The sequence below is a fragment of the Novosphingobium sp. genome (assembly GCF_965214355.1).
Classification (GTDB): Bacteria; Pseudomonadota; Alphaproteobacteria; order Sphingomonadales; family Sphingomonadaceae; genus Novosphingobium.
Genome location: NZ_CBDCBI010000002.1, coordinates 3320131 through 3341377, shown reverse-complemented (window position 1 = coordinate 3341377; position 21247 = coordinate 3320131). Strand labels below are relative to the sequence as shown.

General features: G+C 62.8%; 19 protein-coding genes. 10 read left to right on the top strand and 9 right to left on the bottom strand.

The window, feature by feature from the left end:
* The first annotated feature begins 5 nt into the window (after window positions 1–5).
* The 3 genes from ACOOE2_RS15500 to ACOOE2_RS15490 all read left to right on the top strand — a co-directional run bounded on the left by ACOOE2_RS15500 (window position 6) and on the right by ACOOE2_RS15490 (window position 5346).
* A complete protein-coding gene (locus ACOOE2_RS15500; protein ID WP_420383890.1) occupies window positions 6–1358 on the top strand; it encodes an MFS transporter in 1353 nt (450 codons plus the stop codon).
* A 141-nt stretch (window positions 1359–1499) separates the two neighbouring features.
* Window positions 1500–4082: a TonB-dependent receptor gene (locus ACOOE2_RS15495; protein ID WP_420383889.1), complete on the top strand. Its 2583-nt coding sequence runs from the start codon at window positions 1500–1502 to the stop codon at window positions 4080–4082.
* A 142-nt stretch (window positions 4083–4224) separates the two neighbouring features.
* Complete coding sequence (locus tag ACOOE2_RS15490; protein ID WP_420383888.1) at window positions 4225–5346, top strand: NAD(P)-dependent alcohol dehydrogenase; 1122 nt, start codon at window positions 4225–4227, stop codon at window positions 5344–5346.
* Between the two features lie 295 nt (window positions 5347–5641).
* On the opposite strand, the gene ACOOE2_RS15485 is transcribed toward ACOOE2_RS15490, so the two are convergent.
* From ACOOE2_RS15485 to ACOOE2_RS15470, 4 genes are all read right to left on the bottom strand, one after another.
* Window positions 5642–6232 carry a TMEM175 family protein gene (locus ACOOE2_RS15485; protein WP_420383887.1) on the bottom strand — a complete coding sequence of 197 codons (591 nt, stop codon included), beginning with the start codon at window positions 6230–6232 and terminating at the stop codon, window positions 5642–5644.
* A 3-nt stretch (window positions 6233–6235) separates the two neighbouring features.
* Window positions 6236–6871: a glutathione S-transferase C-terminal domain-containing protein gene (locus ACOOE2_RS15480; protein ID WP_420383886.1), complete on the bottom strand. Its 636-nt coding sequence runs from the start codon at window positions 6869–6871 to the stop codon at window positions 6236–6238.
* A gap of 265 nt (window positions 6872–7136) precedes the next feature.
* Window positions 7137–8009 carry a pirin family protein gene (locus ACOOE2_RS15475; RefSeq protein WP_420383885.1) on the bottom strand — a complete coding sequence of 291 codons (873 nt, stop codon included), beginning with the start codon at window positions 8007–8009 and terminating at the stop codon, window positions 7137–7139.
* Between the two features lie 28 nt (window positions 8010–8037).
* Window positions 8038–8625, bottom strand: a complete 588-nt coding sequence (locus ACOOE2_RS15470) for an isochorismatase family protein (protein WP_420383884.1) — start codon at window positions 8623–8625, stop codon at window positions 8038–8040.
* Between the two features lie 224 nt (window positions 8626–8849).
* On the opposite strand from ACOOE2_RS15470, the gene ACOOE2_RS15465 reads away from it, so the two are divergent.
* From ACOOE2_RS15465 to ACOOE2_RS15455, 3 genes are all read left to right on the top strand, one after another.
* Window positions 8850–9755: a LysR substrate-binding domain-containing protein gene (locus ACOOE2_RS15465; RefSeq protein WP_420383883.1), complete on the top strand. Its 906-nt coding sequence runs from the start codon at window positions 8850–8852 to the stop codon at window positions 9753–9755.
* 104 nt (window positions 9756–9859) lie between these two features.
* Window positions 9860–10189 carry an antibiotic biosynthesis monooxygenase family protein gene (locus tag ACOOE2_RS15460; protein WP_420383882.1) on the top strand — a complete coding sequence of 110 codons (330 nt, stop codon included), beginning with the start codon at window positions 9860–9862 and terminating at the stop codon, window positions 10187–10189.
* Complete coding sequence (locus tag ACOOE2_RS15455; protein WP_420383881.1) at window positions 10186–11559, top strand: alginate export family protein; 1374 nt, start codon at window positions 10186–10188, stop codon at window positions 11557–11559. Before ACOOE2_RS15460 ends, ACOOE2_RS15455 begins: the two co-directional genes overlap by 4 nt.
* Before the next feature lie 151 nt (window positions 11560–11710).
* Here the strand turns inward: ACOOE2_RS15455 and ACOOE2_RS15450 are convergent, their stop codons facing one another.
* From ACOOE2_RS15450 to ACOOE2_RS15430, 5 genes are all read right to left on the bottom strand, one after another.
* Window positions 11711–13174, bottom strand: a complete 1464-nt coding sequence (locus tag ACOOE2_RS15450; RefSeq protein ID WP_420383880.1) for a carotenoid oxygenase family protein — start codon at window positions 13172–13174, stop codon at window positions 11711–11713.
* Window positions 13175–13450: 276 nt separating this feature from the next.
* Window positions 13451–14896: an aldehyde dehydrogenase family protein gene (locus ACOOE2_RS15445; protein ID WP_420383879.1), complete on the bottom strand. Its 1446-nt coding sequence runs from the start codon at window positions 14894–14896 to the stop codon at window positions 13451–13453.
* 17 nt (window positions 14897–14913) lie between these two features.
* Window positions 14914–15735 (bottom strand): glutathione S-transferase family protein, encoded by an 822-nt coding sequence (locus ACOOE2_RS15440; RefSeq protein ID WP_420383878.1) that lies wholly within the window; start codon window positions 15733–15735, stop codon window positions 14914–14916.
* Window positions 15736–15739: 4 nt separating this feature from the next.
* Entirely contained in the window at window positions 15740–16585 is an 846-nt protein-coding gene (locus ACOOE2_RS15435; protein ID WP_420383877.1) for a beta-etherase, read from the bottom strand.
* Window positions 16586–16598: 13 nt separating this feature from the next.
* Entirely contained in the window at window positions 16599–17354 is a 756-nt protein-coding gene (locus ACOOE2_RS15430) for a glutathione S-transferase family protein (RefSeq protein ID WP_420383876.1), read from the bottom strand.
* 213 nt (window positions 17355–17567) lie between these two features.
* Here ACOOE2_RS15430 and ACOOE2_RS15425 point away from each other — a divergent pair, with 213 nt between their 5' ends.
* Genes ACOOE2_RS15425 through ACOOE2_RS15410 form a run of 4 tightly spaced genes read left to right on the top strand, consistent with a single transcriptional unit; the run spans window position 17568 to window position 21244 of the window.
* Entirely contained in the window at window positions 17568–18266 is a 699-nt protein-coding gene (locus tag ACOOE2_RS15425; RefSeq protein WP_420383875.1) for a glutathione S-transferase family protein, read from the top strand.
* Window positions 18263–18691 carry an acyl-CoA thioesterase gene (locus ACOOE2_RS15420; protein WP_420383874.1) on the top strand — a complete coding sequence of 143 codons (429 nt, stop codon included), beginning with the start codon at window positions 18263–18265 and terminating at the stop codon, window positions 18689–18691. The genes ACOOE2_RS15425 and ACOOE2_RS15420 overlap by 4 nt, the downstream gene beginning before the upstream one ends.
* A complete protein-coding gene (locus ACOOE2_RS15415) occupies window positions 18691–19557 on the top strand; it encodes a CmcJ/NvfI family oxidoreductase (protein ID WP_420383873.1) in 867 nt (288 codons plus the stop codon). Before ACOOE2_RS15420 ends, ACOOE2_RS15415 begins: the two co-directional genes overlap by 1 nt.
* Before the next feature lie 13 nt (window positions 19558–19570).
* A complete protein-coding gene (locus ACOOE2_RS15410; protein WP_420383872.1) occupies window positions 19571–21244 on the top strand; it encodes a GMC family oxidoreductase in 1674 nt (557 codons plus the stop codon).
* The last annotated feature ends 3 nt before the right edge of the window (window positions 21245–21247 follow it).

The following is a 21247-nucleotide window of genomic DNA, read 5'->3' as shown; positions in this document are numbered from 1 at the left end:
TTCTGATGGACCAGCCCAACGCCACGGCGGTGATCGACGCATCCCCGATGAGCCGCCGCCAATGGCTGGCGGTCGCGATCATGGTGCTGCTCAATGCGCTGGACGGGTTCGATGTGTTGTCCAGCGCGTTTGCCGGCCCGGGGATCAAGGCGGAATGGCATCTTGGACCCGATGGGCTGGGGCTGGTGCTGTCGATGGAATTGATCGGCATGGGCGTCGGTTCGGTGCTGCTGGGCGGTGTGGCCGATCGGCTGGGGCGGCGCCCCGCGATCCTGGCGTGTCTGGCGCTGATGGTGGTGGGCATGTTTGGCGCCGGTACCGCGACCTCGGCGCCGGTCCTGTCGGCCTGGCGCGTGCTGACCGGCCTTGGCATCGGCGGCATGCTGGCGGCGGTGAACGCACTGACGCATGAATTGTCGAATGTCGCGCGGCGCAGCATCGCGATGGCGTTGATGGTCATCGGCTATCCGCTGGGGGCGTTTCTGGGCGGATTGATCGTGTCGGTGCTGCTGGCCCACCATGGCTGGCGCGTGGTGTTCCAGTTCGGTGGCACAATGACGCTGGTGATGATCCCGCTGTTCGTGTTGCTGGTGCCCGAGCCACCGGCCTGGCTGGAACGCGCGCGGCCGCGCGATGCGCTGGTGCGGCTCAATCGTTCGCTTTGCGCGCTGGGCCATGCGCCGCTGGCATCGCTGCCGCCGGCGCCAGCGATCGCGCCGCGCCCCGGGATTGCCGCGCTGTTTGCCCCGCAGCATCGGCGGGTTACGCTGCTGGTGGCCTTTTCGTATGCGGCGCACGCGCTGGCGTTCTATTTCATTCTGAAAATGGCGCCGGCCATCCTGTCGGATCCGCAATTTGCCGGGCTGCACTATACCCGCGCCGAGGGCGCACGCGCACTGGCGATCGCCAATCTGGGCGGCGCGATCGGCGGCGGCACGTTCGGCTGGCTGATGTACCGCTTTGGCACGCGGCGCGCGACACTGGCGGCGCTGGCGCTGTCATTCGTGATGGTGTCATCATTCGGGCTGGGCCAGCCGACACTGACCGCGTGGATTGTCGCGATCGCCATGATCGCCTGCGTCACCAATGCGGCGATCGTCGGGTTCTACGCGGTGTTCGCCAGCCTCTATCCGCCGGAATTGAAAGCGACCGGCACCGGTTTTGCGCTGACGATCGGTCGCATCGGTGCGGCGCTGGCGCCGATCGCATCGGGCGCGCTGTTTGCCCGGCACGTGCCGCTGGCGTTGGTTGCGGTGATCATGGCGAGCGGATCGCTGATCGCGCTGGTCCTGTTCATCGGATTGCCGGCGCGACGCACCAATGGCCATGCCGTCGATATGGTACCCGCCGACCTGTAAGGCCCGGGCGCGACGCGCCCGACAGATTTGCCCTTCAATGCATGTTTCGACACTTGGCAGTGCGCGGAAATTCTGTATGCTTGGCATACTGAATCGGATCGGGGCGGTTGACAGCCCCGGCCGACATGAGGGAGGAACGACATGAGCGGAATTGTGCAGGCGCAGCCTCGTCGGCGTGCAGCATTCTTGGGCAGCGCAGCGGTCACGCTGATCGCCGGGATAACTCTGGCCACACCATCATTTGCCCAACAAACCGCGGCCACCCCGGCCACGCCCGAGCCAAAGGCCGGCGGGATCGAGGAAATCGTCGTGACCGCGCAAAAACGGTCCGAAAATATCCAGACCGTGCCGATTTCCATTTCGGCGTTTACCGCCAACGCGCTGAAGGAACGCGCGGTCGGCGATGTGTCGCAATTGTCCGCGCTGTCGCCCAACGTGACGCTCGATGCCTCGACGCCATTTTCGGGCACCTCGGCCGTGCTGGGCGCCTCTATCCGCGGTGTCGGCGCGGCCGATTTCGCGTTCAACATCGATTCGGCCGTCGGCGTCTATGTCGATGGCGTGTATCTTGGCCGTTCGGTCGGCGCGAACCAGGATCTGCTCGATGTCGATCGCATCGAAGTGCTGAAAGGTCCGCAGGGCACGCTGTTTGGCCGCAACACGATCGGCGGCGCGATCAGCGTGGTGACGCACGATCCGGGCAACCAGTTCCGCTTCATCGGCGATTTCACCACCGGCAGCTATAACCGCATCCAGGCGCGCGCGACAGCCGACATCCCGCTGGCCGACAACCTGACGTCGACAGTCTCGATCGGGGTGATGACCCGCGAGGGGTACCAGTATCGCATCCCCTATCCCGGCGCCTACACAACCGATGTGCCCAGCGTGTTTGCCGCCGCCGGCAACGCCAGCCGCGGTGATCGCCAGGGCGGCGACAACAACTGGAACGCGCGGATCAAGCTGAAATACACCGGCGTCAACGGCTTCGTCGCGCGGCTGACGTTCGATTACACCCATGTCTCTTCCGAATCGACCGCCAACACCCTGCTGGGTACCGGCGGCAGCATCGAAGGGTTGTACAACACCTGTATCTCGCTGCCCGCGGCCACCTTGTCGGAAATCGGTCTGGGCGGCATCTGCGGCCCGCGCACCGGCGTTGGTGGATACAACACGCTGCCCGGCCTCGCCGGACAGGGCGCCAACGGGTATCAGACGTACGGCAACAAGTTCATCACCAACAACATCGATACGACATACGCCACCGGCAACAACTATTCGAATGTCACGCAATTGGGCGTCGGCCTGACGCTGGAACAGCCGATCGGCAATGCGGTGCTCAAATCGATCACCGCGTATCGCAAGGTCGACTTGAACGCGGGCATCAATGACGACGGTTCGCCGCTCAATATCCTGCTGCTCAGCTTTACGGTCGATCAGCACCAGTGGAGCCAGGAATTCCAGCTGACCGGCAAGGCGATGGACGACAAGCTGAAATACGTCGCCGGCCTCTATTTCTTCAACGAAGCGGGCAACCTCCACGACTATGTGATCTTCGACGACGGGCTGTTGCAGGTCGATGGCCCGGGCCGGCTCAACACCGTGGCGCTCGCCGCCTATAGCCAGGTCGACTACCGGTTCAGCGATCTGATCGGGCTGACGCTGGGCGCGCGCTATACCCATGAAAACAAGGACTATTACGGCGGCCAGGGGGACGACAACGGCCTGGCGTACAAGGGCGCGGGGCTGACGCCCAATGCCGCCAACGGCGCCGCGCTCGGGTTCCCGGTAAACAACAACTTTGCCTCGGGCTTTACCTACGGGTCGAACCTGGGCGGGCTGGCCCAATACCTCGATTATTATCCCGCATCACCGTCCAGCCAGCAGTTCAACAATTTCAGCCCCAAGGCCGGCATCCAGCTATATCCTGCGCGCAACACGATGTTCTATTTCAGCTGGACCCGCGGCTACAAATCGGGCGGCTGGACCACGCGCCTGTCGTCGCCGCTGCTCGCCGCGCCCGAATTCGGGCCGGAAAAGGCGCAGACGTTCGAACTCGGGTTCAAGACCACGCTGTTCGATCACAAGTTGCAGATCGACGGCGCGCTGTTCGACACGCAATACACCGGCATCCAGCTGAACGAGCAGATCGGCGCGTCGCCGACCGTGTTCAACCTGGGCAAGGCGATCAACAAGGGCGCCGAGCTGGAAGCGACGATCGCGCCCGGTGGGGGCCTGACGCTGACATCCTCGCTGTCGTACCTGGATGCGCATTACTCGTATGTGTGCGGCCAGGGCGGCACTCTGCAGAGTTTCTGCAACGGGCAGTCGGCGTATATCGCGCCCGGCTCCTCGCCGGTCGAGGCCGGGGTCTATGCCGGCGCGCCGCTACCCAAGGCGCCGCACTGGAAAATCAACGTGTCGCCGCGCTATGAAATCGACATGCCGCGGGGCAAGATCGTGCTGCTCGCCGACTGGACCTACACGTCGAGCATGTGGAACGATTCGCTCGGCACTTACCTGCTGGACCGCAAGGCCACGATGATCGTCAACGCCAGCGCGACATACAAGGCACCCGGCGGCATGTGGGACCTGACCGTCGGCGGCACCAACCTGACCAACGAACGCTACATCATCACCGGCCAGTCGAACCTGGCGGCCGGTGTGATCAGCGGCACGTACAACCGCCCGGCCGAATGGTACGCCCGCCTCGGCGTGAAATTCTGATCGGGCATCCACGTAAAACCACCCGTTCGTCATCGCGGACTTGATCCGCGATGACGACCGGGCGCGGATTTTGATCGACACGCAGCGCCAGCAGCTTGCGCCAAGAGGCTTAAGCGCGCGTGTCGTCGAAAAGTGAGGTAGCATGACGACTCTGGCACAAGCAGCGATCTGCCGCGGCAAGGGCGAACCCTTTGCGATCGAGGACGTCAGGCTCGATGACCTGCGCCCGGACGAGCTTCTGGTGCGCATTGTCGCGTGCGGGATCTGCCACACCGACCTGGCTGTGCGCGACGGACAATTGCCGGTCCCGGTGCCGATCGTGCTCGGTCATGAAGGCGCGGGTATCGTCGAAGACGTCGGGGCCGATGTCACGGTCGCCAAACCCGGCGACCGCGTGCTGATGAGTTTCAACAGCTGCGGCACATGCCCCAATTGCGCGTCGGGGGCGCCCACCTATTGCCATGACTTTTCTGCGCACAACTGGTCCGGGACCCGTATCGACGGCTCATCGACGCTGTTCATCGGCGATGCGCCGTTGAACGGCAATTTCTTTGGTCAGTCCGCCTTCGCCACGCACGCCATTGCCCATCAAAGAAACGTCATCCGCGTGCCCGACAGCGCCGCTGCGATCCCGCTGGAACGCCTGGCGCCGCTTGGCTGCGGGTTGATGACCGGCGCCGGCGCCGTGCTGCGCAGCATGAATGTCATGCCCGGCCAATCGATCGCGGTTTTCGGCACCGGTACGGTCGGCATAGCGGCGGTCATGGCAGCCAGGATCGTCGGGGCCGATCCGATCATAGCCATCGATGTGAACGACGAGCGGCTGGCGCTGGCGAAAGACCTGGGCGCAACCCATGTCTTCAACGCCCGTTCGGATGCGATCGAAAAGGTCCGGCAGCTTTGCCCCGCAGGCCTGGGCTATGTGCTCGATACCACCGGTATCAATTCCGTGATCGAAGGCGCGTTCGCATTGCTGGCGCCAAAAGGGAAGCTCGGCATGGTCGGCGCTTCTGATCCTGGAGACATGCTGGCGTTCAACGAAGCGCAGTTCATGGGCATGGGCAGGACCGTGATGGGCATTCTTGGCGGCGACAGCGATATCGGGCCGTTCGTGTGCGAGCTGATCGAGCATCATGTCGCCGGTCGCTTCCCGTTCGAACGATTGATCGCCTATTTTGATCTCGCCGATATCAACGATGCTGTCCACGCCAGCGAGAGCGGGCGGATCGTCAAGTCCGTGCTGCGCATGAGTGCCGAGCACTGACTGTGGCTGCGACGACGTCGCTGGGTTCGACGCGCGCTATATGCTGCGGTATTACGCCCTGACTTGATCGGGCGTCGTCGCCAGATTCAGAAATTGGCTGTGGCATAATATGTTGGGCGCTTTGTTCCTGCTTTACACTGAATTCTAATCGTTTCAATAAACAGCGCTATACCACGCCATAGCCAGGTAAGCTTTTGTCTTCATGGTCAGTGTGACTGGTATTGGGACAAAGCATTATTTCTTGCAATCGACACACCTGGTGCAGAGAAGCCGATCGAATTATTAGCATTATCCTTTAAATCGTTTCAGCGCGCGCATCAGGGAGGAAATAGAGCAGCGCTGGAAGAGTTAGGAAAGCGAATGCGAGCGGTGTCCAGATCATCGCCGTAGGGATCGCCGCGACGTTTGCTAGAAGGGCAACCGTGTTCTTGCGCCGCCGGCTGGGCGCGATCAGGCTGACCACAGCATTTTCGGCGTTACGGCGACTAAGGCTGACCCCCAACAGACGGAACGCAATCGCAGTGGCGGTACCCAGGCCTGCGTACATCATCACGGCGATGGGCGCGCCTCTGGTATTGCCGATATAAGCGGTCGCGAACGGAAACAGGGACAGCCAGAATAGCCAGTGGATATTGAGCCATAGCACGTCTCGGCCGATGCGACGGTTGGAGTGCAGAAGGTGATGGTGGTTGACCCAGTAGATCGCGACCAGAAGAAAGCTGAGCGCATAGCTCGCCATGATCGGCAGGAGATGCGTCAACGCGGCGCGGTCGGCTGTTTCGGGCGCATGCAGTTCCAGCACCATGATCGTGATGATGATCGCGACGACGCCGTCGCTGAACGCGGCCAGCCGGTCGGCATGCATTCCGCCAGTCTCCTGGTCCATCGCTCAGCCCGCTCCAACCGGTGCCATACCTTGTCGCAGCAACGCACGTTGCACGGCGGGTTCCTCCTCCGCAGCAGCACGGTAACGCGCGAGGTTACGATAGGGCGCGATCCCGTCCGGCGCGTTGTCGACCCAGCGGAGTAAGACGTACAAATAAGCATCGGCGACGGACCGACGGTCACCGAGAACGAAGTCGGACGTTCCGATTCGAGCGTCCAGCTCCGCCAGCATTGGAGCGAGCACGACAAACGCCTGCGCCCTGACGGCGTCGAACTGCGCCGCGTCGGTAACGAAGCGCTGCGGCATGAAGAACGGCTTGAAAGCGACGTGGACCTCCCCAGTCAGCACGCTCAGCAATTGCGTTAACGGGTAGCGCCCAAGTGGGGTCGCCTCGGATGCGAGGCCTGCGGCTGGGAAGCTGTCGGCGAGGAACGGCAAGATGGCGGCGGCTTCGGTCAGGACTTGACCGTCATCGAGCAGTAGGGCCGGCACCTGGCCTGATGAGTTGATCGCTAGGTAGCCGGCTCCGTGGTTTTCACCCCGGTCCATCACATCGACCTCGAACGGCGCACCGATCCACTCGAGAACGATATGGACGGACAGCGCGCAGGTCCCCGCCATACTGAACAGTTTCATCATATCGTATCCCCTGGTTCCTTGTTCATTCGCAACGCCGCCGAGGTCATCGCAAGGGTCTCGTTATGGCCGCCGCCGGGCGAAGCCTATCGCTCTAAAGCCGGCGGATCGGTCAGGAAGACCGGAGCGAAGCGGATGGGCGGTCGACAAGTGTCGCATTTGATCGGCCCAAATATGCGCCGTTGTGACTCCGGAGAAATCTTCTTTCCAACCGGGGCGTTCCAGCGTTCACTTGCCCGTCGCTACGCTCGTGGCATTCTACAGCGTATTATAGAAGACCCTGTGCAACCAAATTCACCCGTAGCGCTTGAATTTGTTCGGCTCCTCTCGCGAGAGAATTTGCATTTGAATGTACTGAACTCGGGCCCATCACCAAGGGATGAGTGTAGTGTTTGGCGGTACCAAGTAAAACCCGTGTGGGTTCGCCGGTCGCCGCAATTTCGATGTCGCCAGAGTTTCCAAGCACAAGGAGCTCGCCTCGAGCGTTTTCGCCTTGAAGGATCGCTGCCCCTTCAAAAGCAAAAATCCAAGCAACATCATGCGCTTGGGGTGGCGAATACCGCCACACAGCTCCCGCCTCTAGTCCCACGACGAAATAGTTCATGTCGTGGTGGGAGGTGATCGGACTGCTATGGACCGCGGCGCCATCTTCCATCGAACCGAGCAAGACCTTGACCGATCCTCCAGGGATTTGCACGTCTGGAACCTCATCCGGCGCGACATACTGCCCGAACGAAGGGCCGTCCTCTATCCCCGGCGGCATCGGGACCCAAAGCTGGAACCCCGTAACCCGACCCTGTCCAAGGAGCGAGCCCTGGTGCCAGGCGCCGCCGCCCGCATTCATCCATTCGAGCCCGCCCGCCTGTAGGATGCCGTTCTTGCCAGTCGTATCTTGATACCGGACGTCGCTGCCCGGTTGCCAGGTGAGTGTCGCGATGCCGGAATGAGGATGCATGCCAAAACCAAAGCCTGGCTCAATCTCTGCATTGAAGAAGTCGAGAAAGATGAATGGCTTCAGCCGTTCGCCCCAATCATCGGGACTAACCAGCCGGGAAATCGGTCCATGCTGCCGGCCCGCAACGCGCGCTTCGATTGCCCTAAGCGCACTAACCGCTGGAGCCCGCTGTTCTTGTTGCTGCATGGTGTCCTCACTCCCGGTTCGCGCCACATCAAAGCTTGGAAATGATCTCATCCGCCATGATGTTCTGCGCCTTTTGGTCCTCAGGGCGGGAGAAGTCGTTGGCGAGTTCGGTAGTGATCTGATTCACCACAGTGATCTCCGCGCCTGCCTTGCGGAGGCGGCTATAGGTCATTTCATCGCCTTGTGCGCTCGTCGTGCCGCAGGCGTCGGCCACGACTAGGACTTCGTATCCGAGCTTCAACGCGCTCGTCGCCGCCCAGTAGAGGCAGATGTCGGTGGTGAGTCCCGCCATGATGATCTTCTTGCGACCGATCTTTGCCACACCGTCGCGCAGGCGCTCATCGTCCCAGCAGTCGAGCTGACCGCCACGGGCGTAGCGTTTGGCGAACGCGTCAGGTGCAATGTCCTGCAAATCCTTGATCGTCAGGCCGACCTGCTGTTCGACCGTGGTCGTGATAATGAGTGGCATGTCATAGGCGACGGCCAGCTTCCCAAGGACGCGGCAGCTCGTGACAACAGTCTCTTTGGGGATCGATTTCACCCAGCCGACGGTGCCGGTCTGGTGATCGACCAGCATGATGATGGCGTTCTGGGTGGTATAGGATTTGGTCGTCATGGGGTTGGGTCCTTTTTCGGGCGGGTTTCGGCGAAGGCGGCGCCCGGCAGCGCAGCCGCGGCGGAGACAATGGCGGCGCTGGCCACCAATTGGCGACGATTTGGTTCAGCCATATCTTCGTGCCGTGGCCCTTGACGGGTTGTCATATGGGGTAGTTACATCGTCCCGCCGGAGGAATGAACTCTGTGCATTGGATTTCTCTGTGCCGCAGACGGGATAATGTTATGGATCACCTCCGTGAAATGGCGCTCTTCGTGGAAGTCGCCAAAGTCATGAGCTTCAAACGGGCGGCCGTATCACTCCGGGTGCCGAACTCGACGTTGTCTCGCCGGATAGCCGATTTGGAGCGCGCCGTCGGTGTCCGCCTTTTCAACCGGACGACCCGATCTATCGAACTGACCGAAGCGGGCGCGATCTACTATGAGCGATGCCGCGACATCGTCGAAGCCGCCCGCATTGCCCATGAGAAACTTGGCGAGGTAGTGGACAAGCCTCGCGGCCGGCTTCGGATATCAACCACGGTGGAACTGGCGCGGCTGTATTTTGCGCCTATTATTGCGGACTATACGCGCCTTTATCCTGACGTCACGTTGGAGATCGACCTTAATCCCAACCGTGTCGATCTGATCTCGCAGAATTATGACTTGGCGCTGCGCGTCGGGCAGCAGCCAGACTCAACGCTTATCTCCCGCCATCTTGGAATTCTGCGTACGACCCTGTTCGCATCGCCAGCCCATCTCGCGCGCATGGGCGTGCCCGCGCGGCCTGAGGAACTGTCCACTCACGCCGTCATTGGAAACCTTAACGCACCGCAGGCTGACCGCTGGGTTTTGTCGCGGGGCGACGAGACGGTAGAAGTGACCGTGAGCGGGCGGATCATGGTAAACAATTTCGGCCTGATGCGCCAGCTTGCCTTGCTCGGCCTCGGCATCGTCATGCTGCACGAACCTATGGTCGGCTTCGACGTAAAGGCCGGGCGATTGCAGCGGGTCCTCCCCGATTGGGTGTTGCGCGAAGCACCGGTCTACGCGCTGATGCCGAGCCGTTTGCTTCCAGCGAAAACGCGCCTGTTTGTCGACATGCTGGCCACTCGAGTGTCACCGGAATTGGCGGCGTCGTTCGGCAGCTAAACCTATCCGCCCCCCGGCCCATATTTGGAACAAACATTTCCAGACGGGCGGATTATCCCGAATGGAACAAGCTAGTAGGGTCGTGGTGGCCAAGGGGGACGCTCATGATCGCATGCATCGATGATTCCGTAGAAATCTTTACCCTCATCAACACGTTTCATACGTCGCTCGATCGCCAAGCCGCGATCGTAGATTCACTACGGCGCTTCACCGCAGATGTCGCACGTTCGCTGCCCGGGTTCATCGGCGCTTCGGTGCACATCAGTCTGGATGGCGGACGAGTCGTCAACTACGTCCAGTGGCGCAGCCGCGCCGACCTCCAGGCCATGCTCGCGCTGCCCGAAGCCCAGGCCCATATGGCCGAAGTCGCCGCCTTAGCGGATCGCGTCGATCCGGTCCCGTACCGCGTTGCCTATGTTGGCGCATTGCAATGATCGGTCGTTTGCCGGGTTTTTTGCTCCTGATGGGCCTGGCCGGCCCCGTTGCCGCGCAGACCGGCAACCCGCCGCCGCCGAGCTCGCCCTTCCGGTACGACGACGACCCGAAGCCCGTCGCGGGGGCGCCGACGGACGACTTCTATGCCAAAATCAAGTTCATTCCGCTGACGGACGATAGCTACCTGTCGTTCGGCGCGGACCTGCGCGAGCGGGTGGAGGCCAGCAATGTCGCTTTGCTTGGGTTCCGCAACCTTGGAAGCGAAACCTACGACTTGCATCGACTGCTGGTCTACGCCGACCTGCAACTTGGCTCCGATGTGCGGGTCTTCGGCCAGCTCGGTAATCACGACGAGGCCGGCCGCCGGCCGGGTGCCTTGCCAACAGACGTTGATCGCTTCGATCTCCAGCAGGCTTTCGTCGATCTATCGCATGCCATCGGCGAGGGGCGCGCCACCTTGCGCGTCGGTCGTGCGGAGATGTCTTACGACGACGGGGCGATCATCGGCTTGCGCGACGGACCTAATGTGCGGCAGGTATGGGACGGGGTTCGCGCCAGCTACGTGACGAACGGCTGGAAGTGGGACGCCTTCGCAGTGCAGCCGGTCTCGGTCCTTCGCGGGGTGTTTGATGACCGCGGACTGCCCGGACAGACCCTCGAAGGCGTCCATGTCAGTGGAACGCTTAGCGACGCACTCGGTCTGGATGCGTTCTGGTATCACAATCGCAACCCGTCGGTCGCCCTCCTCGGGGCAGCCGGAGCGGAACGTACCGATACTTTCGGCGTACGGATCCGAGAACGCACCGGGCCCTTCGACGGATCGGTGGGCGTGATCGGGCAATCAGGAACGGCGGCGGGCGGTCGCGACGTCCGCGCTTTTTCGCTTCACGGCGATGCCGGGTGGGTCTTTGCCAATGCACCATGGTCGCCGCATCTCACCCTGCGGGCGGACGTGCTGAGCGGCGGCCCGGCGACCAAAAACCGGGTGTCCACGTTCAACGCGCTGTATCCCAACGTTGCCTATTCGACCGAAGCGACCATCGAGGCGCCGGCAAACCTCATCCAGGTCGGGACAGTGCTGCGCGCAAGTCCCACGGCAAAGCTCAACCTGCAATATACCCTCGAAGGCCTATGGCGATATTCGGTCCGCGACGCGTTCTACGCGCCACCGTTGCTGCCCCTCGTCGTGCCTGACGGTCGCAACGATCGCTTCACCGGGATCGAGCAGCAGGTAAGCGGCAGTTGGCGCGCCAACCCGTTCGTCACCGTCGGCGCCGCATTGGTTCGTTTTTCGGCAGGTGACTTCGTGAAGCGCGGCGGCGGACACGACGAAACCTTTGCCATGCTTTCTGCGGCGCTGCGTCTGTGATGACGCTTCGTGTACGCTTGAGACGAGCGCCTGGCATGTGATGCGCCTTCATCGTCTCAGCCGATGACCTGCCCTGCGCCGATGCCCCGCATGATAGCCGCTACTGACCAGAGTTCGCCGATCGGGCTGAGCGAAACATGGTTCGTCTTGTCTAGCTCGCTTGTGCAGCCAACTGCGCATCCGATACCCAAGCGCCATGGACTTGCGCGCGCATCCGCACCGGCACCGGCACGCGCGCAACGGCGCCGGCAGCAATATTGCCCGCATCGATCACCCACAATTCCGACTCGAACGCCTCATCGGCCGTGCGCCGGTCCACCACGGCCAGCAGCCAGCCATCATGCCCGTCCTTCGCGGATTCGACATGAACCGGCTCGCTGACCGCCATTTCGGGCGGCAGGCCCATCATTTCGACGCGGCCGTTGCCCGGCTCGATCCGGATCAGCGCGTTGAACGCTGCGCCGACCGGGCCGCCGGGGAGCGGGGGGCCGCCTTGCGGGTTCATGCTGCAATAGAAGGCGAAGCGGTAGGGGCGGCCCTGGTCTGCATCGCGCAGGCGGGGCAAGTCGCCCGGGGGGCCGATCGGGCGTTCCTCGAAGGTGTCGGCGGCGTCGGCCAGGTTGAAGGTCCAGCGGGTGAGGGCGCCCTGGATGTCCCACGGCTGGCGGTGGATGCCGCCGGCTTCGCGCATGAAGGCAAAGGCGTTGGTGTCGGTCAGGCACAAGTCGAGATGCGTGCCCAGTTCGTCGTCGAACGCATTGACGATGTGGAACGCCGAGACGCCGACGGGGCCCTTGAACCAGCGCATCTGTTCGACTTTGCCGTAGCGGGGCATGATCCCGACCCAGCTTTCCAGGTCCTGCTGGTGCGCCCAGTGCGCGCCGCCCGCCTGCATCCGCGCGAGGTCGGTGGTGGTGGGGAAAATCGGGAAGATCGCGTAATGTTCGGTGATCGCGAAATCGTGGACGCTGGCGCAATAGGGCGCTTCGAACCACTGTTCGGACACCAGCTTGCCGGTCTTGTCGGCGATGCCATAGGCGATGTCTCTTGATCCCAGGCCGCTGGCTTCATAGCCGAAAAAGAACATTTCGCCCGTGGCTGGATCGACGCGGGGGTGCGCGGTAAAGGTTTCCGATTTCAGCGCGCCGTAGAAATCGAAACGGCCGATCGTGGCCAGCGTTTCGGGATCGATTTCGTAGGCCAGGCCGTCTTCCTTGGTCATGAACAGGTGGCCGGCGTGCCACACCGGGGTGGTGTTGGCGACGGTGCGGTCCTTGCCCGCGACGCTGGCGTCATCGGTAAACGGGTTGCGATAGCGGCCGAACAACGCGCGCCGTGCCTGCTGCTCGAGTTTGTAGCGTTCGGTTTCGACATAGCGGATGTCGTAGTCGACATGGCCGTTTTCAAAGCGGAAGCGCGAGATCATGCCATCGCCCGACAGCACGATGTCATCGTCGTGCATCGGCGCATGGGCCGGGTCGGGCACGGCGCGGTAAAACGCGCCGCTGATTTCGGGCGGCAGCGTGCCGATCACGGGCAGGTTGCGGATCGAGGTTTCGGTCCGGACCGGCGTGTTGAGCCCGGTGAAATGGATGGTGTGGGGAAATGTGGTCATGCGCGTCTCGCGATCGGGTGGTGTTTGCGTTTCGGCCTCCAGGGGCGATGGCTCATACGCGATAGCTGTGCTTTTTTTCGTCTTCCCGGGCTTGACCCGGGATCCCGCTTGTTTGCCCTTCGTCAATTCGGACAAGTTTGCAGAAGAAGCGGGACCCCGGGTCAAGCCCGGGACGACGATGCTGCTCCAAGTTAGCGATTATGAGCGATGGCTCCTGGCCGCCGCACACCCCACGCGGGCCCTCCCCCATGCGGGGGGAGGGCTTTTACGCGGCGGTTATGCCGCCACCGGTTCGTCTTCGGGCAGCGCGCCGATCACCGATTTGACTTCGAGGAATTCCTCGAGCCCGAATTTGCCGAATTCACGGCCATTGCCCGATTGCTTGTACCCGCCGAACGGCATGTCGAACGCCAGGCCGCCGGCATTGACGAACACCGCGCCGGCGCGGATCTTGGGGACGATCGTCTTGGCATGCGCGGGGTCGCCGGCGATATACGCGCCCAGGCCATAGGGCGTGTCGTTGGCGATCTTCACGGCGTCGGCATCGTCGGTGTAGGGCATGATGACCAGTACCGGTCCAAAGATTTCTTCCTTTGCGATGGTCATGTCGGGTGTCACATTCGCAAACACCGTCGGCTTGACATAGAACCCTTGCGTCATGCCGTCGGGTCGCCCGGTGCCGCCGGTGACCAGCGTTGCGCCTTCGTCGATGCCTTTCTGGATCAGGCCCTGGATCTTGTTCCACTGGCTTTCGTTCACGACCGGGCCGATATGGTCGCCCTCGGTCAGCGGCGCGCCGACCTGCTTGGCGCCAAACATCTGCCCGACTTTTTCGGCGGCTTCGTCGTGTTGCGAGTTGTGGACAAGCATCCGCGTGGGCGCAACGCAGCTCTGGCCCGAATTGAGCAGGACGCCGCCGACGCCGCCGGGCAGCGCCTTGTCGAGCGGCGTGCCCTCCAGGATGATGTTGGGCGATTTGCCGCCCAGTTCCTGCGCCACGCGCTTGACTGTGTCGGCGGCGTTCTTGGCCACCATGACCCCGGCGCGGGTCGATCCGGTAAAGCTGATCATGTCGATGTCGGGATGTTGTGCCAGGGCGGTGCCGACGCCTGCGCCATCGCCCTGGATCAGGTTGAACACGCCCGGCGGCACCCCGGCGGCATCCATGACTTCGGCAAAGATCGCGGCCGAGGTCGGCGCTTCTTCGGACGGTTTCAGGATCATCGTGCAGCCTGCCGCCAGCGCCGGGCCGACTTTGGCGACGATCTGGTTCATCGGCCAGTTCCATGGCGTGATCAGCGCAACGACGCCGATCGGTTCGCGCACGACCGTGTTGTCACCGATCTTTTCGCGGAATTCATAGGCTTCCAGTGCTTTCAGCGCATTGCCGAGATGGCCCATGCCCGATCCTGCCTGCGCGGTGCGGGCCATCGCGATCGGGCAGCCCATTTCGGTCGCGATCGCCTCGGCGATATCAGGCACGCGCTTGGCGTATTCCTCGGTGATGCGCCGCAACAGGGCGACACGCCCGGCCTTGGTGGTCTGCGAAAACGTTTCGAACGCGCGCCGCGCGGCGATCACGGCATCGTCGACATCGGCGGCGGTGCCGATCGTGATCTCGCTGGCGGGGCCTTCGGTCGCCGGGTTGATCACGGTGTGTTTGCGGCCGCCCTTGCTGTCGACCCAGGCGCCATCGATGTAATTCTGCGGGTAATTCTTCATGGGAACAGTCCTTTGGTTCAGGCGGGGATCAGGCCGAGCTGCGCGTCGGTCGCAGGCGGGCCCCATTTGTCTTGCGGTGGCAGCGGGCGCGTGTCCCAGGCAGGATCGAGCGTGAAACTGGACACGTGACGGCCCTCGGGAACCTTGCCGTTGCCGCCGCCCTGGCTGTAATCGTAATACAGGGTCATCAGTTCGCGGTGGCCATGATGGGCTTGCGCGATCGGGTGCGAAACACACGCCTCGCGCCAGCGCAGCACGCGCTCCAGTTTGGCAGGTACGGCGTAATCCTCGTAATATTCGAGGAACCACAGCCGCTTGAACATCGGCGTAAACGCGACTTCGGCCCAGCCGAAATCATCGAACAGGAAATCGCCGTCGGGCGCGTAATACCGCAGGAAATCGTCGAGCCGCGCATATTGCGCATCGACTTCGGCCTTCAGCGCATCGCGCGCGGCCGGGTCGCGATTGAGAATCATGCGATACCCCGCGCCGGTAAAGGCACCGTCGGTCGCGCACAGCATCGCCTCGATCGCGTGTTCGTACGGATCTGCGCGCGCGACTTTGCGATCGGGAAAACGGTCCTCGAAATAGCGCATGATGACCATGCTTTCTTTGAGCGTTTCGCCGTTTTCCAGCTCGAGCGCGGGCAAGGCGGTCGTGCCGCGGGTCTTGCGCAACAGCCAATCGGGACGCGCCTGCGAGATGTCGATCACGTGATCGCCCATCACGCCATGCAAGCCCTTGAGATCGAGCAGCAATTCGATGCGTTCGCTGAACGGGCAGCCCGGGATGTGATACATCGTAAGCGTATTGCCGGTCGGTTCGTCGTTCCAGGCCATGGGGTCAGGCAACCTTTACCGGTTCGGCGTTTGCAGGGTCTGGGAGGGGCGTCGTGCCGGCGCCGCGATTGACCGGCGCGGGCGCGGTGCCGACGGCCTGTTGCAGAAACGGTGCCGGATCGCCCTCGCGCAGTTGGAGCCCGAACAGCGAATGCATCGCCGGGTGGCGCCCCAGGCCACCGTACAGATCGAAGCCCCGGTCCAGCCAGTCGCGCAGCGGATCGTCATCCGTCAGCGGCGGCGTGGTCGCAACCGACCCGGCCCACAGGAACACGGCGAGCGCGGTGTAATCGGCGAAATTGGGCTGATCCCCGCCCAGCCACGGCGTTTCGCGCAACAGCTGGCGCAGCGGTTCCAGCGTCGGCGGGACCAGCGGCAGGCGATCCTCGCGCCCCGCCTGGACATCCTCGAGCTTTTGCCCGCCCAGGAACATCGTTTCGCGCGTGGTGCGCACATAGTCGTGATCGCGCGGATACGACAGATCGTGATAGTCGAGAATGTAGCAGCGGAACCACGGCCCGATCGCCGTGCGCCACAGCCACTGGTCGATGAATTTGGTCAGGTTCTTCATCCCCGGCCCTTCGAACAGCGGCTTGTCCGGGTATTTTTCGTCGAGGTATTCGGCGATCAGCCAGCTGTCGAGCACCCATTCGCCGTTGTCGACGATCGCGGGCAGGCGTTCGGATCGCCCGCCGGTGCGTTCCAGAATGCCGGTAAATCCGCCTGGAACCAGATCGATATCGATCCCCTTGTGCGCCAGCGCGTATTTGGTGCGCCATACGAACGGGCTGATCGTGCAGCCCGACGCCAGGTTGAGATCATAGAGCGTGATGCTGTGCCTGTCGGCCATATGCGCGGGTCCCTTACGCGGCGTTGGCCGGCGCGCGCGCCGCCATTTCGCTCTTTGACTTCGCAAACATCGCCTGGGCGGCAGGACGTGCGTTGATCGCCTCGATCCAGGCGACCAGGTGCGGCGTGGCGGCCGGGTTCACGATATCGGCAAAGCCATGCTGCATGCCGTTGGCGATGGCGAAATTGCAGATATCGGCGAGCGAATAATTCGGGCCCGCCAGCCACTTGCTCTGCGCCAGTCGCGCTTCCAGCCGCGCGACCGACACGCGGATCTTGCGCATTTCCTCATCCAGCGTGGCCTGCGGAAAACCGGCGCGGGCATGGCGCCATTTCACCTGCTGTTCGGGGATGGGAATGCGCGCAACCTTTTCCTCGAATTCCGCGTCGGAATAAGCACGCGCCATCGGGCCGATCATCCGTTCCCAGCCGATCGTCGACACGCACCAGCAGAAATATTCGTCGACCCATTTGGTCCACACGCGCATTTCGGCAATCGCGACCGGATCGGCGGGGCGCAGCTTGACCGCGCAATCGGGAAACGCATCTTCGAGGTATTCGCAGATCACCGTCGATTCGGTGATCACGTTCCCGTCATGATCGAGCGCGGGCACCTGGCCGCGCGGATTGATCGCCTTGAACCAGTCCTCGTGATGCTCGAACCGCGTGGGGTCGACAAAGCGCGGCGCGAAATCGAGCCCTTTTTCGTAAAGCGCCAGCAGCGGCTTCAGCGAATTCGCTCCGGGTCCAAAGCTGTACAGGGTCAGCATATGCTCGTCATCCTATCCCGTTGCTTCGCGTCATTACGCGTTGGCCGGATTGGTGGCGGGTGCGCGGGCCCGCCGCAAGTCGTCTGCGTATACTATCAGCCACACTAACTGGCCGTTCGCGCCAGCCTGTCACTCCCAATGATAGCGCCGCCACTCGTCTTGCCGTGCCCTCGCGACTTTGCTTGATCACGGTAAGGACGGACGCTCGCGAAGATGCGCCGAATTGCCGGGAGTGGCGCGATCATGCTGGAACTGCTGACATCCGAGACACCCAATGGCTGGAAAGTCGCCATCCTGCTCGAAGAGCTGGGCGAACCGTACAAGCTGACGCCGATCTCGTTGACCAACCGGGTGCAAAAGGAAGACTGGTACGTCGCGCTCAACCCCAACGGGCGCATCCCGACGCTGGTCGATCATGACGCAGGCGATTTCGCGATTTTTGAATCGGGCGCGATCATGATCTACCTCGCCGAAAAATTCGGCCGGTTCATGCCTGCCGATGTCGCGGGGCGCAGCCGCGTGATCCAGTGGGTGATGTGGCAGATGTCGGGGCTGGGCCCGATGATGGGTCAGGCGACGGTCTTCAACCGCTATTTCGACGAGAAGCTGCCAAAGGTCATCGACCGCTATGTGCGCGAAAGCCAGCGCCTGTTCGAAGTGATGGACACGCACCTGGCCAGCCACGAATACCTGGCCGGTGATTATTCGATCGCCGACATGGCGTGCTTTCCGTGGGTGCGCGGCCACGACTGGGCGCAAGTGCCGATCGAGGGATTTGGTCACCTGCAACGCTGGTTCGATACGATCGCGGCGCGCCCGGCGGTGCAACGCGGCCTGCTCGTGCCCGCCCCGCCAACGGCAGAGGAGATGGCGGAAAAGACCGTCGCGCAGGGCAAGAATATTCTCGCATGACACCATTCCTGTCTCGTATCGTGCGCATCGAATGGGGGCAGTGCGATCCTGCGGGCATCGTCTATGCGCCGCGCTTTCTCGACATTTGCGGCGAAAGCACGATCCGCCTGTTCGAAGCGGCGGGCCTGCCCAAAAAACGCGACATGCTGAAGCAGATGCAGGTCGCCGGGTTTCCGATGGTCGATCTGACGGCGCGGTTCCTGTGCCCGTGCAGTTATGGCGATGACGTAACTGTCGAAACCGCCGCGCCGGTGTTCGGCAACAGCAGTTTCACGATCGACCACCGCATTTCGCGCGATGGCCAAACCTGCATGGAATGCACCGAAAAACGCGTGTGGACTGTGCCGGCGGCCGATCGCCCGGGGGGCCTGCGCGCCGAACGCGTGCCCGATGCGGTGCGCGCGCTGTTTGCGGGGAAAGACTGATGGCACAGACCGAAGCGAAAAGCCGGGCAACCGACGCGATTGCAACGACGATCGATTACCTGATCCCGACGTCGCGGATCAACCGGCGCTTCTGGGCGCCGGGCAAGGAATACAACACCGGGACATATGCGCCGTACCCGGTAACGATCCACAACGCGCGGCTGTCGGCAGAGCCGATCACGCTCGATACGCACGGGTTCTGCCTGTCGTCGCAGCCGAGCGCGATCCACGACTTTCGCGACCAGGACGAACTGGCGCGCGATTATCCCGCCGAAGTCATCGCGATCGCCAAACGGTTGACCGGCGCCGACCTGGTGATCCCGATGGGCGGGCAATTGCGATCGCCGGTGATTTCGGGCCCGGGGTTTCAGCCGCCCGCGGCCGAGGCGCATGTCGATTTCAACACGCGCAGCGCACAGAAGATCGCACGCGCGCTGTATGATCGGACGCAACCGGGCGCGCCCGGTTACGACCGGTTCATCGCATTCAGCCTGTGGCGGACGTTTTCGCCGCCGCCGCAGGACTGGCCGCTGGCGCTGTGCGATTTCCGCAGCGTCGGTGACGAGGACGCGGTCGCCAATGTCAAAGTCGATGTCGACGAGATTCCGACAGGCGACGCGCTGTTTGCGCCGATCGAAGGCGAGGACGAGATGACCGCGGCCACCATCTTTCACCACAATCCGGCGCATCGCTGGTGGTATTTTCCAGACATGACCGCCGACGAAGTGATCCTGATCAAGTTTCATGACAGCGACCATGACCGGGCCTGGCGCGCGCCGCACACCGCGTTTCACGACACCAGCCGCCCCGACACGGTGACGCGCGAAAGCTATGAATTTCGCGCCATTGCCTATTTCAGCACATGAGAACGAGGCCCGCATGACCGAGCGCTATGATATCGAAGCGGATTACATCATTGTCGGGGCCGGCAGCGCGGGTTGCGTGCTGGCCAATCGCCTGTCTGCGATCCCGTCGAACCGCGTGCTGCTGCTCGAAGCGGGCGGCGATGACCGGTTGCTGAAAGAGCCGGGCCAGTTTTTTTCCAACCTGATGATCCGCACACCGATCGGGTTCGGCAAGACGCTGAACGACCCCAAAGTCAACTGGATGTACGAAACCGAGCCCGACGCCGGCACGCAAGGGCGCACGCACAAGTGGCCCAAGGGCAAAGTGCTGGGCGGATCGTCCTCGATCAACGGGCTGCTGTATGTGCGCGGGCAGGCCGAGGACTACGACGGCTGGGGGCAAATGGGCTGTCATGGCTGGTCGTATGACGACGTGTTGCCCTATTTCCGCCGCTCGCAGAACCAGGAGCGCGGGGCCTGCGATACCCATGGCAGCGACGGCCCGCTCAACACCGCAGACTTTCCCGAACGCAACCAGGTCAGCCAGGCCTTGCTCGAAGCCTGTGTCGAGGCGGGCATTCCTTATTCGCCCGATATCAATGCGCGGGACCAATCCGGAGTCAGCTGGTTCCAGCTGACCACCAAAAACGGGCGCCGCTGCTCGACCGCGGTCGGGTATCTTCATCCGGTCGAAGGACGCGAGAACCTGCGCGTCGAAACCCGCGCCTATGCCCGGCGCGTGCTGTTCGATGGAACGACGGCGATCGGCGTGGAATTCGAACAGAACGGCGCGATCGTGCGCGCACGCGCGCATGTCGAAGTCATCGTTGCGGCGGGCGCGGTCGAATCGCCAAAGCTGCTCGAACTGTCGGGCATCGGCCGCAGCGAAGTGCTGGCTGCGCACGGCATTCCGGTCCTCCACGAATCGCGCAATGTCGGCGAGAACATGCAGGATCATTACATGATCGGCGCGCAGTGGGCGGTGAAACCAGGCTTTCGCACAGTCAACCAGATGGCGCATGGCTGGGGGCTGGCAAGGGAAATCGCCAAGTACGCGCTGACCCGCAAGGGCCTGCTCAGCTATGCGGTGGCGCATATCGTGGCCTTTACCAAGACCCGGCCAGAGCTTGCCAGCCCCGATGTGCAACTGCACCTGATGGCGGCCTCGGTCGATCTGCAGAAACAGAACGACGAACAGGCGTTCGATCTGGAACGGACCCCCGGCGTGACCTGCACGCCGTGCCAGGTTCGCCCTGAATCGCGGGGCCACATCCACATCCGGTCGGCGGATTCGCGAGTCTATCCCACGATCGTCGCCAACTATCTGTCCGATCCGATCGACCAGCAAGTCGCGGTCGCGCAAATCAAACTGATCCGCAAGGTGATGCACCAGCCGGCGATTGCGCCGTACCTCGTTTCATCCGGTGATCCGTTTGGCGATACCGACGAATCCATGCTCGGTTACGCCCGCGTTGCCGGCTCGACACTGTACCACGTCGTGGGCACCTGCCGGATGGGGCCGGATGCGTCGTCGGCAGTGGTCGATCCCGAACTGCGCGTCTACGGGGTGCAGCGGCTGCGCGTGGTCGATGCCTCGATCATGCCGCGGATCGTTTCGGGCAACACCAATGCGGCCACGATCATGATCGCCGAACGCGCCAGCGACCTGATCCTGGGCCGGCAGATTCCGTCGGCATTGGCGTCCTGACCC

Bases quoted from the DNA above. Each gene is read 5' to 3' on its own strand.
- ACOOE2_RS15500 (WP_420383890.1), top strand. From the start codon at position 6: ATGGACCAGCCCAACGCCACGGCGGTGATCGACGCATCCCCGATGAGC.
- ACOOE2_RS15495 (WP_420383889.1), top strand. From the start codon at position 1,500: ATGAGCGGAATTGTGCAGGCGCAGCCTCGTCGGCGTGCAGCATTCTTG.
- ACOOE2_RS15490 (WP_420383888.1), top strand. From the start codon at position 4,225: ATGACGACTCTGGCACAAGCAGCGATCTGCCGCGGCAAGGGCGAACCC.
- ACOOE2_RS15485 (WP_420383887.1), bottom strand. From the start codon at position 6,232: ATGGACCAGGAGACTGGCGGAATGCATGCCGACCGGCTGGCCGCGTTC.
- ACOOE2_RS15480 (WP_420383886.1), bottom strand. From the start codon at position 6,871: ATGATGAAACTGTTCAGTATGGCGGGGACCTGCGCGCTGTCCGTCCAT.
- ACOOE2_RS15475 (WP_420383885.1), bottom strand. From the start codon at position 8,009: ATGCAGCAACAAGAACAGCGGGCTCCAGCGGTTAGTGCGCTTAGGGCA.
- ACOOE2_RS15470 (WP_420383884.1), bottom strand. From the start codon at position 8,625: ATGACGACCAAATCCTATACCACCCAGAACGCCATCATCATGCTGGTC.
- ACOOE2_RS15465 (WP_420383883.1), top strand. From the start codon at position 8,850: ATGGATCACCTCCGTGAAATGGCGCTCTTCGTGGAAGTCGCCAAAGTC.
- ACOOE2_RS15460 (WP_420383882.1), top strand. From the start codon at position 9,860: ATGATCGCATGCATCGATGATTCCGTAGAAATCTTTACCCTCATCAAC.
- ACOOE2_RS15455 (WP_420383881.1), top strand. From the start codon at position 10,186: ATGATCGGTCGTTTGCCGGGTTTTTTGCTCCTGATGGGCCTGGCCGGC.
- ACOOE2_RS15450 (WP_420383880.1), bottom strand. From the start codon at position 13,174: ATGACCACATTTCCCCACACCATCCATTTCACCGGGCTCAACACGCCG.
- ACOOE2_RS15445 (WP_420383879.1), bottom strand. From the start codon at position 14,896: ATGAAGAATTACCCGCAGAATTACATCGATGGCGCCTGGGTCGACAGC.
- ACOOE2_RS15440 (WP_420383878.1), bottom strand. From the start codon at position 15,735: ATGGCCTGGAACGACGAACCGACCGGCAATACGCTTACGATGTATCAC.
- ACOOE2_RS15435 (WP_420383877.1), bottom strand. From the start codon at position 16,585: ATGGCCGACAGGCACAGCATCACGCTCTATGATCTCAACCTGGCGTCG.
- ACOOE2_RS15430 (WP_420383876.1), bottom strand. From the start codon at position 17,354: ATGCTGACCCTGTACAGCTTTGGACCCGGAGCGAATTCGCTGAAGCCG.
- ACOOE2_RS15425 (WP_420383875.1), top strand. From the start codon at position 17,568: ATGCGCCGAATTGCCGGGAGTGGCGCGATCATGCTGGAACTGCTGACA.
- ACOOE2_RS15420 (WP_420383874.1), top strand. From the start codon at position 18,263: ATGACACCATTCCTGTCTCGTATCGTGCGCATCGAATGGGGGCAGTGC.
- ACOOE2_RS15415 (WP_420383873.1), top strand. From the start codon at position 18,691: ATGGCACAGACCGAAGCGAAAAGCCGGGCAACCGACGCGATTGCAACG.
- ACOOE2_RS15410 (WP_420383872.1), top strand. From the start codon at position 19,571: ATGACCGAGCGCTATGATATCGAAGCGGATTACATCATTGTCGGGGCC.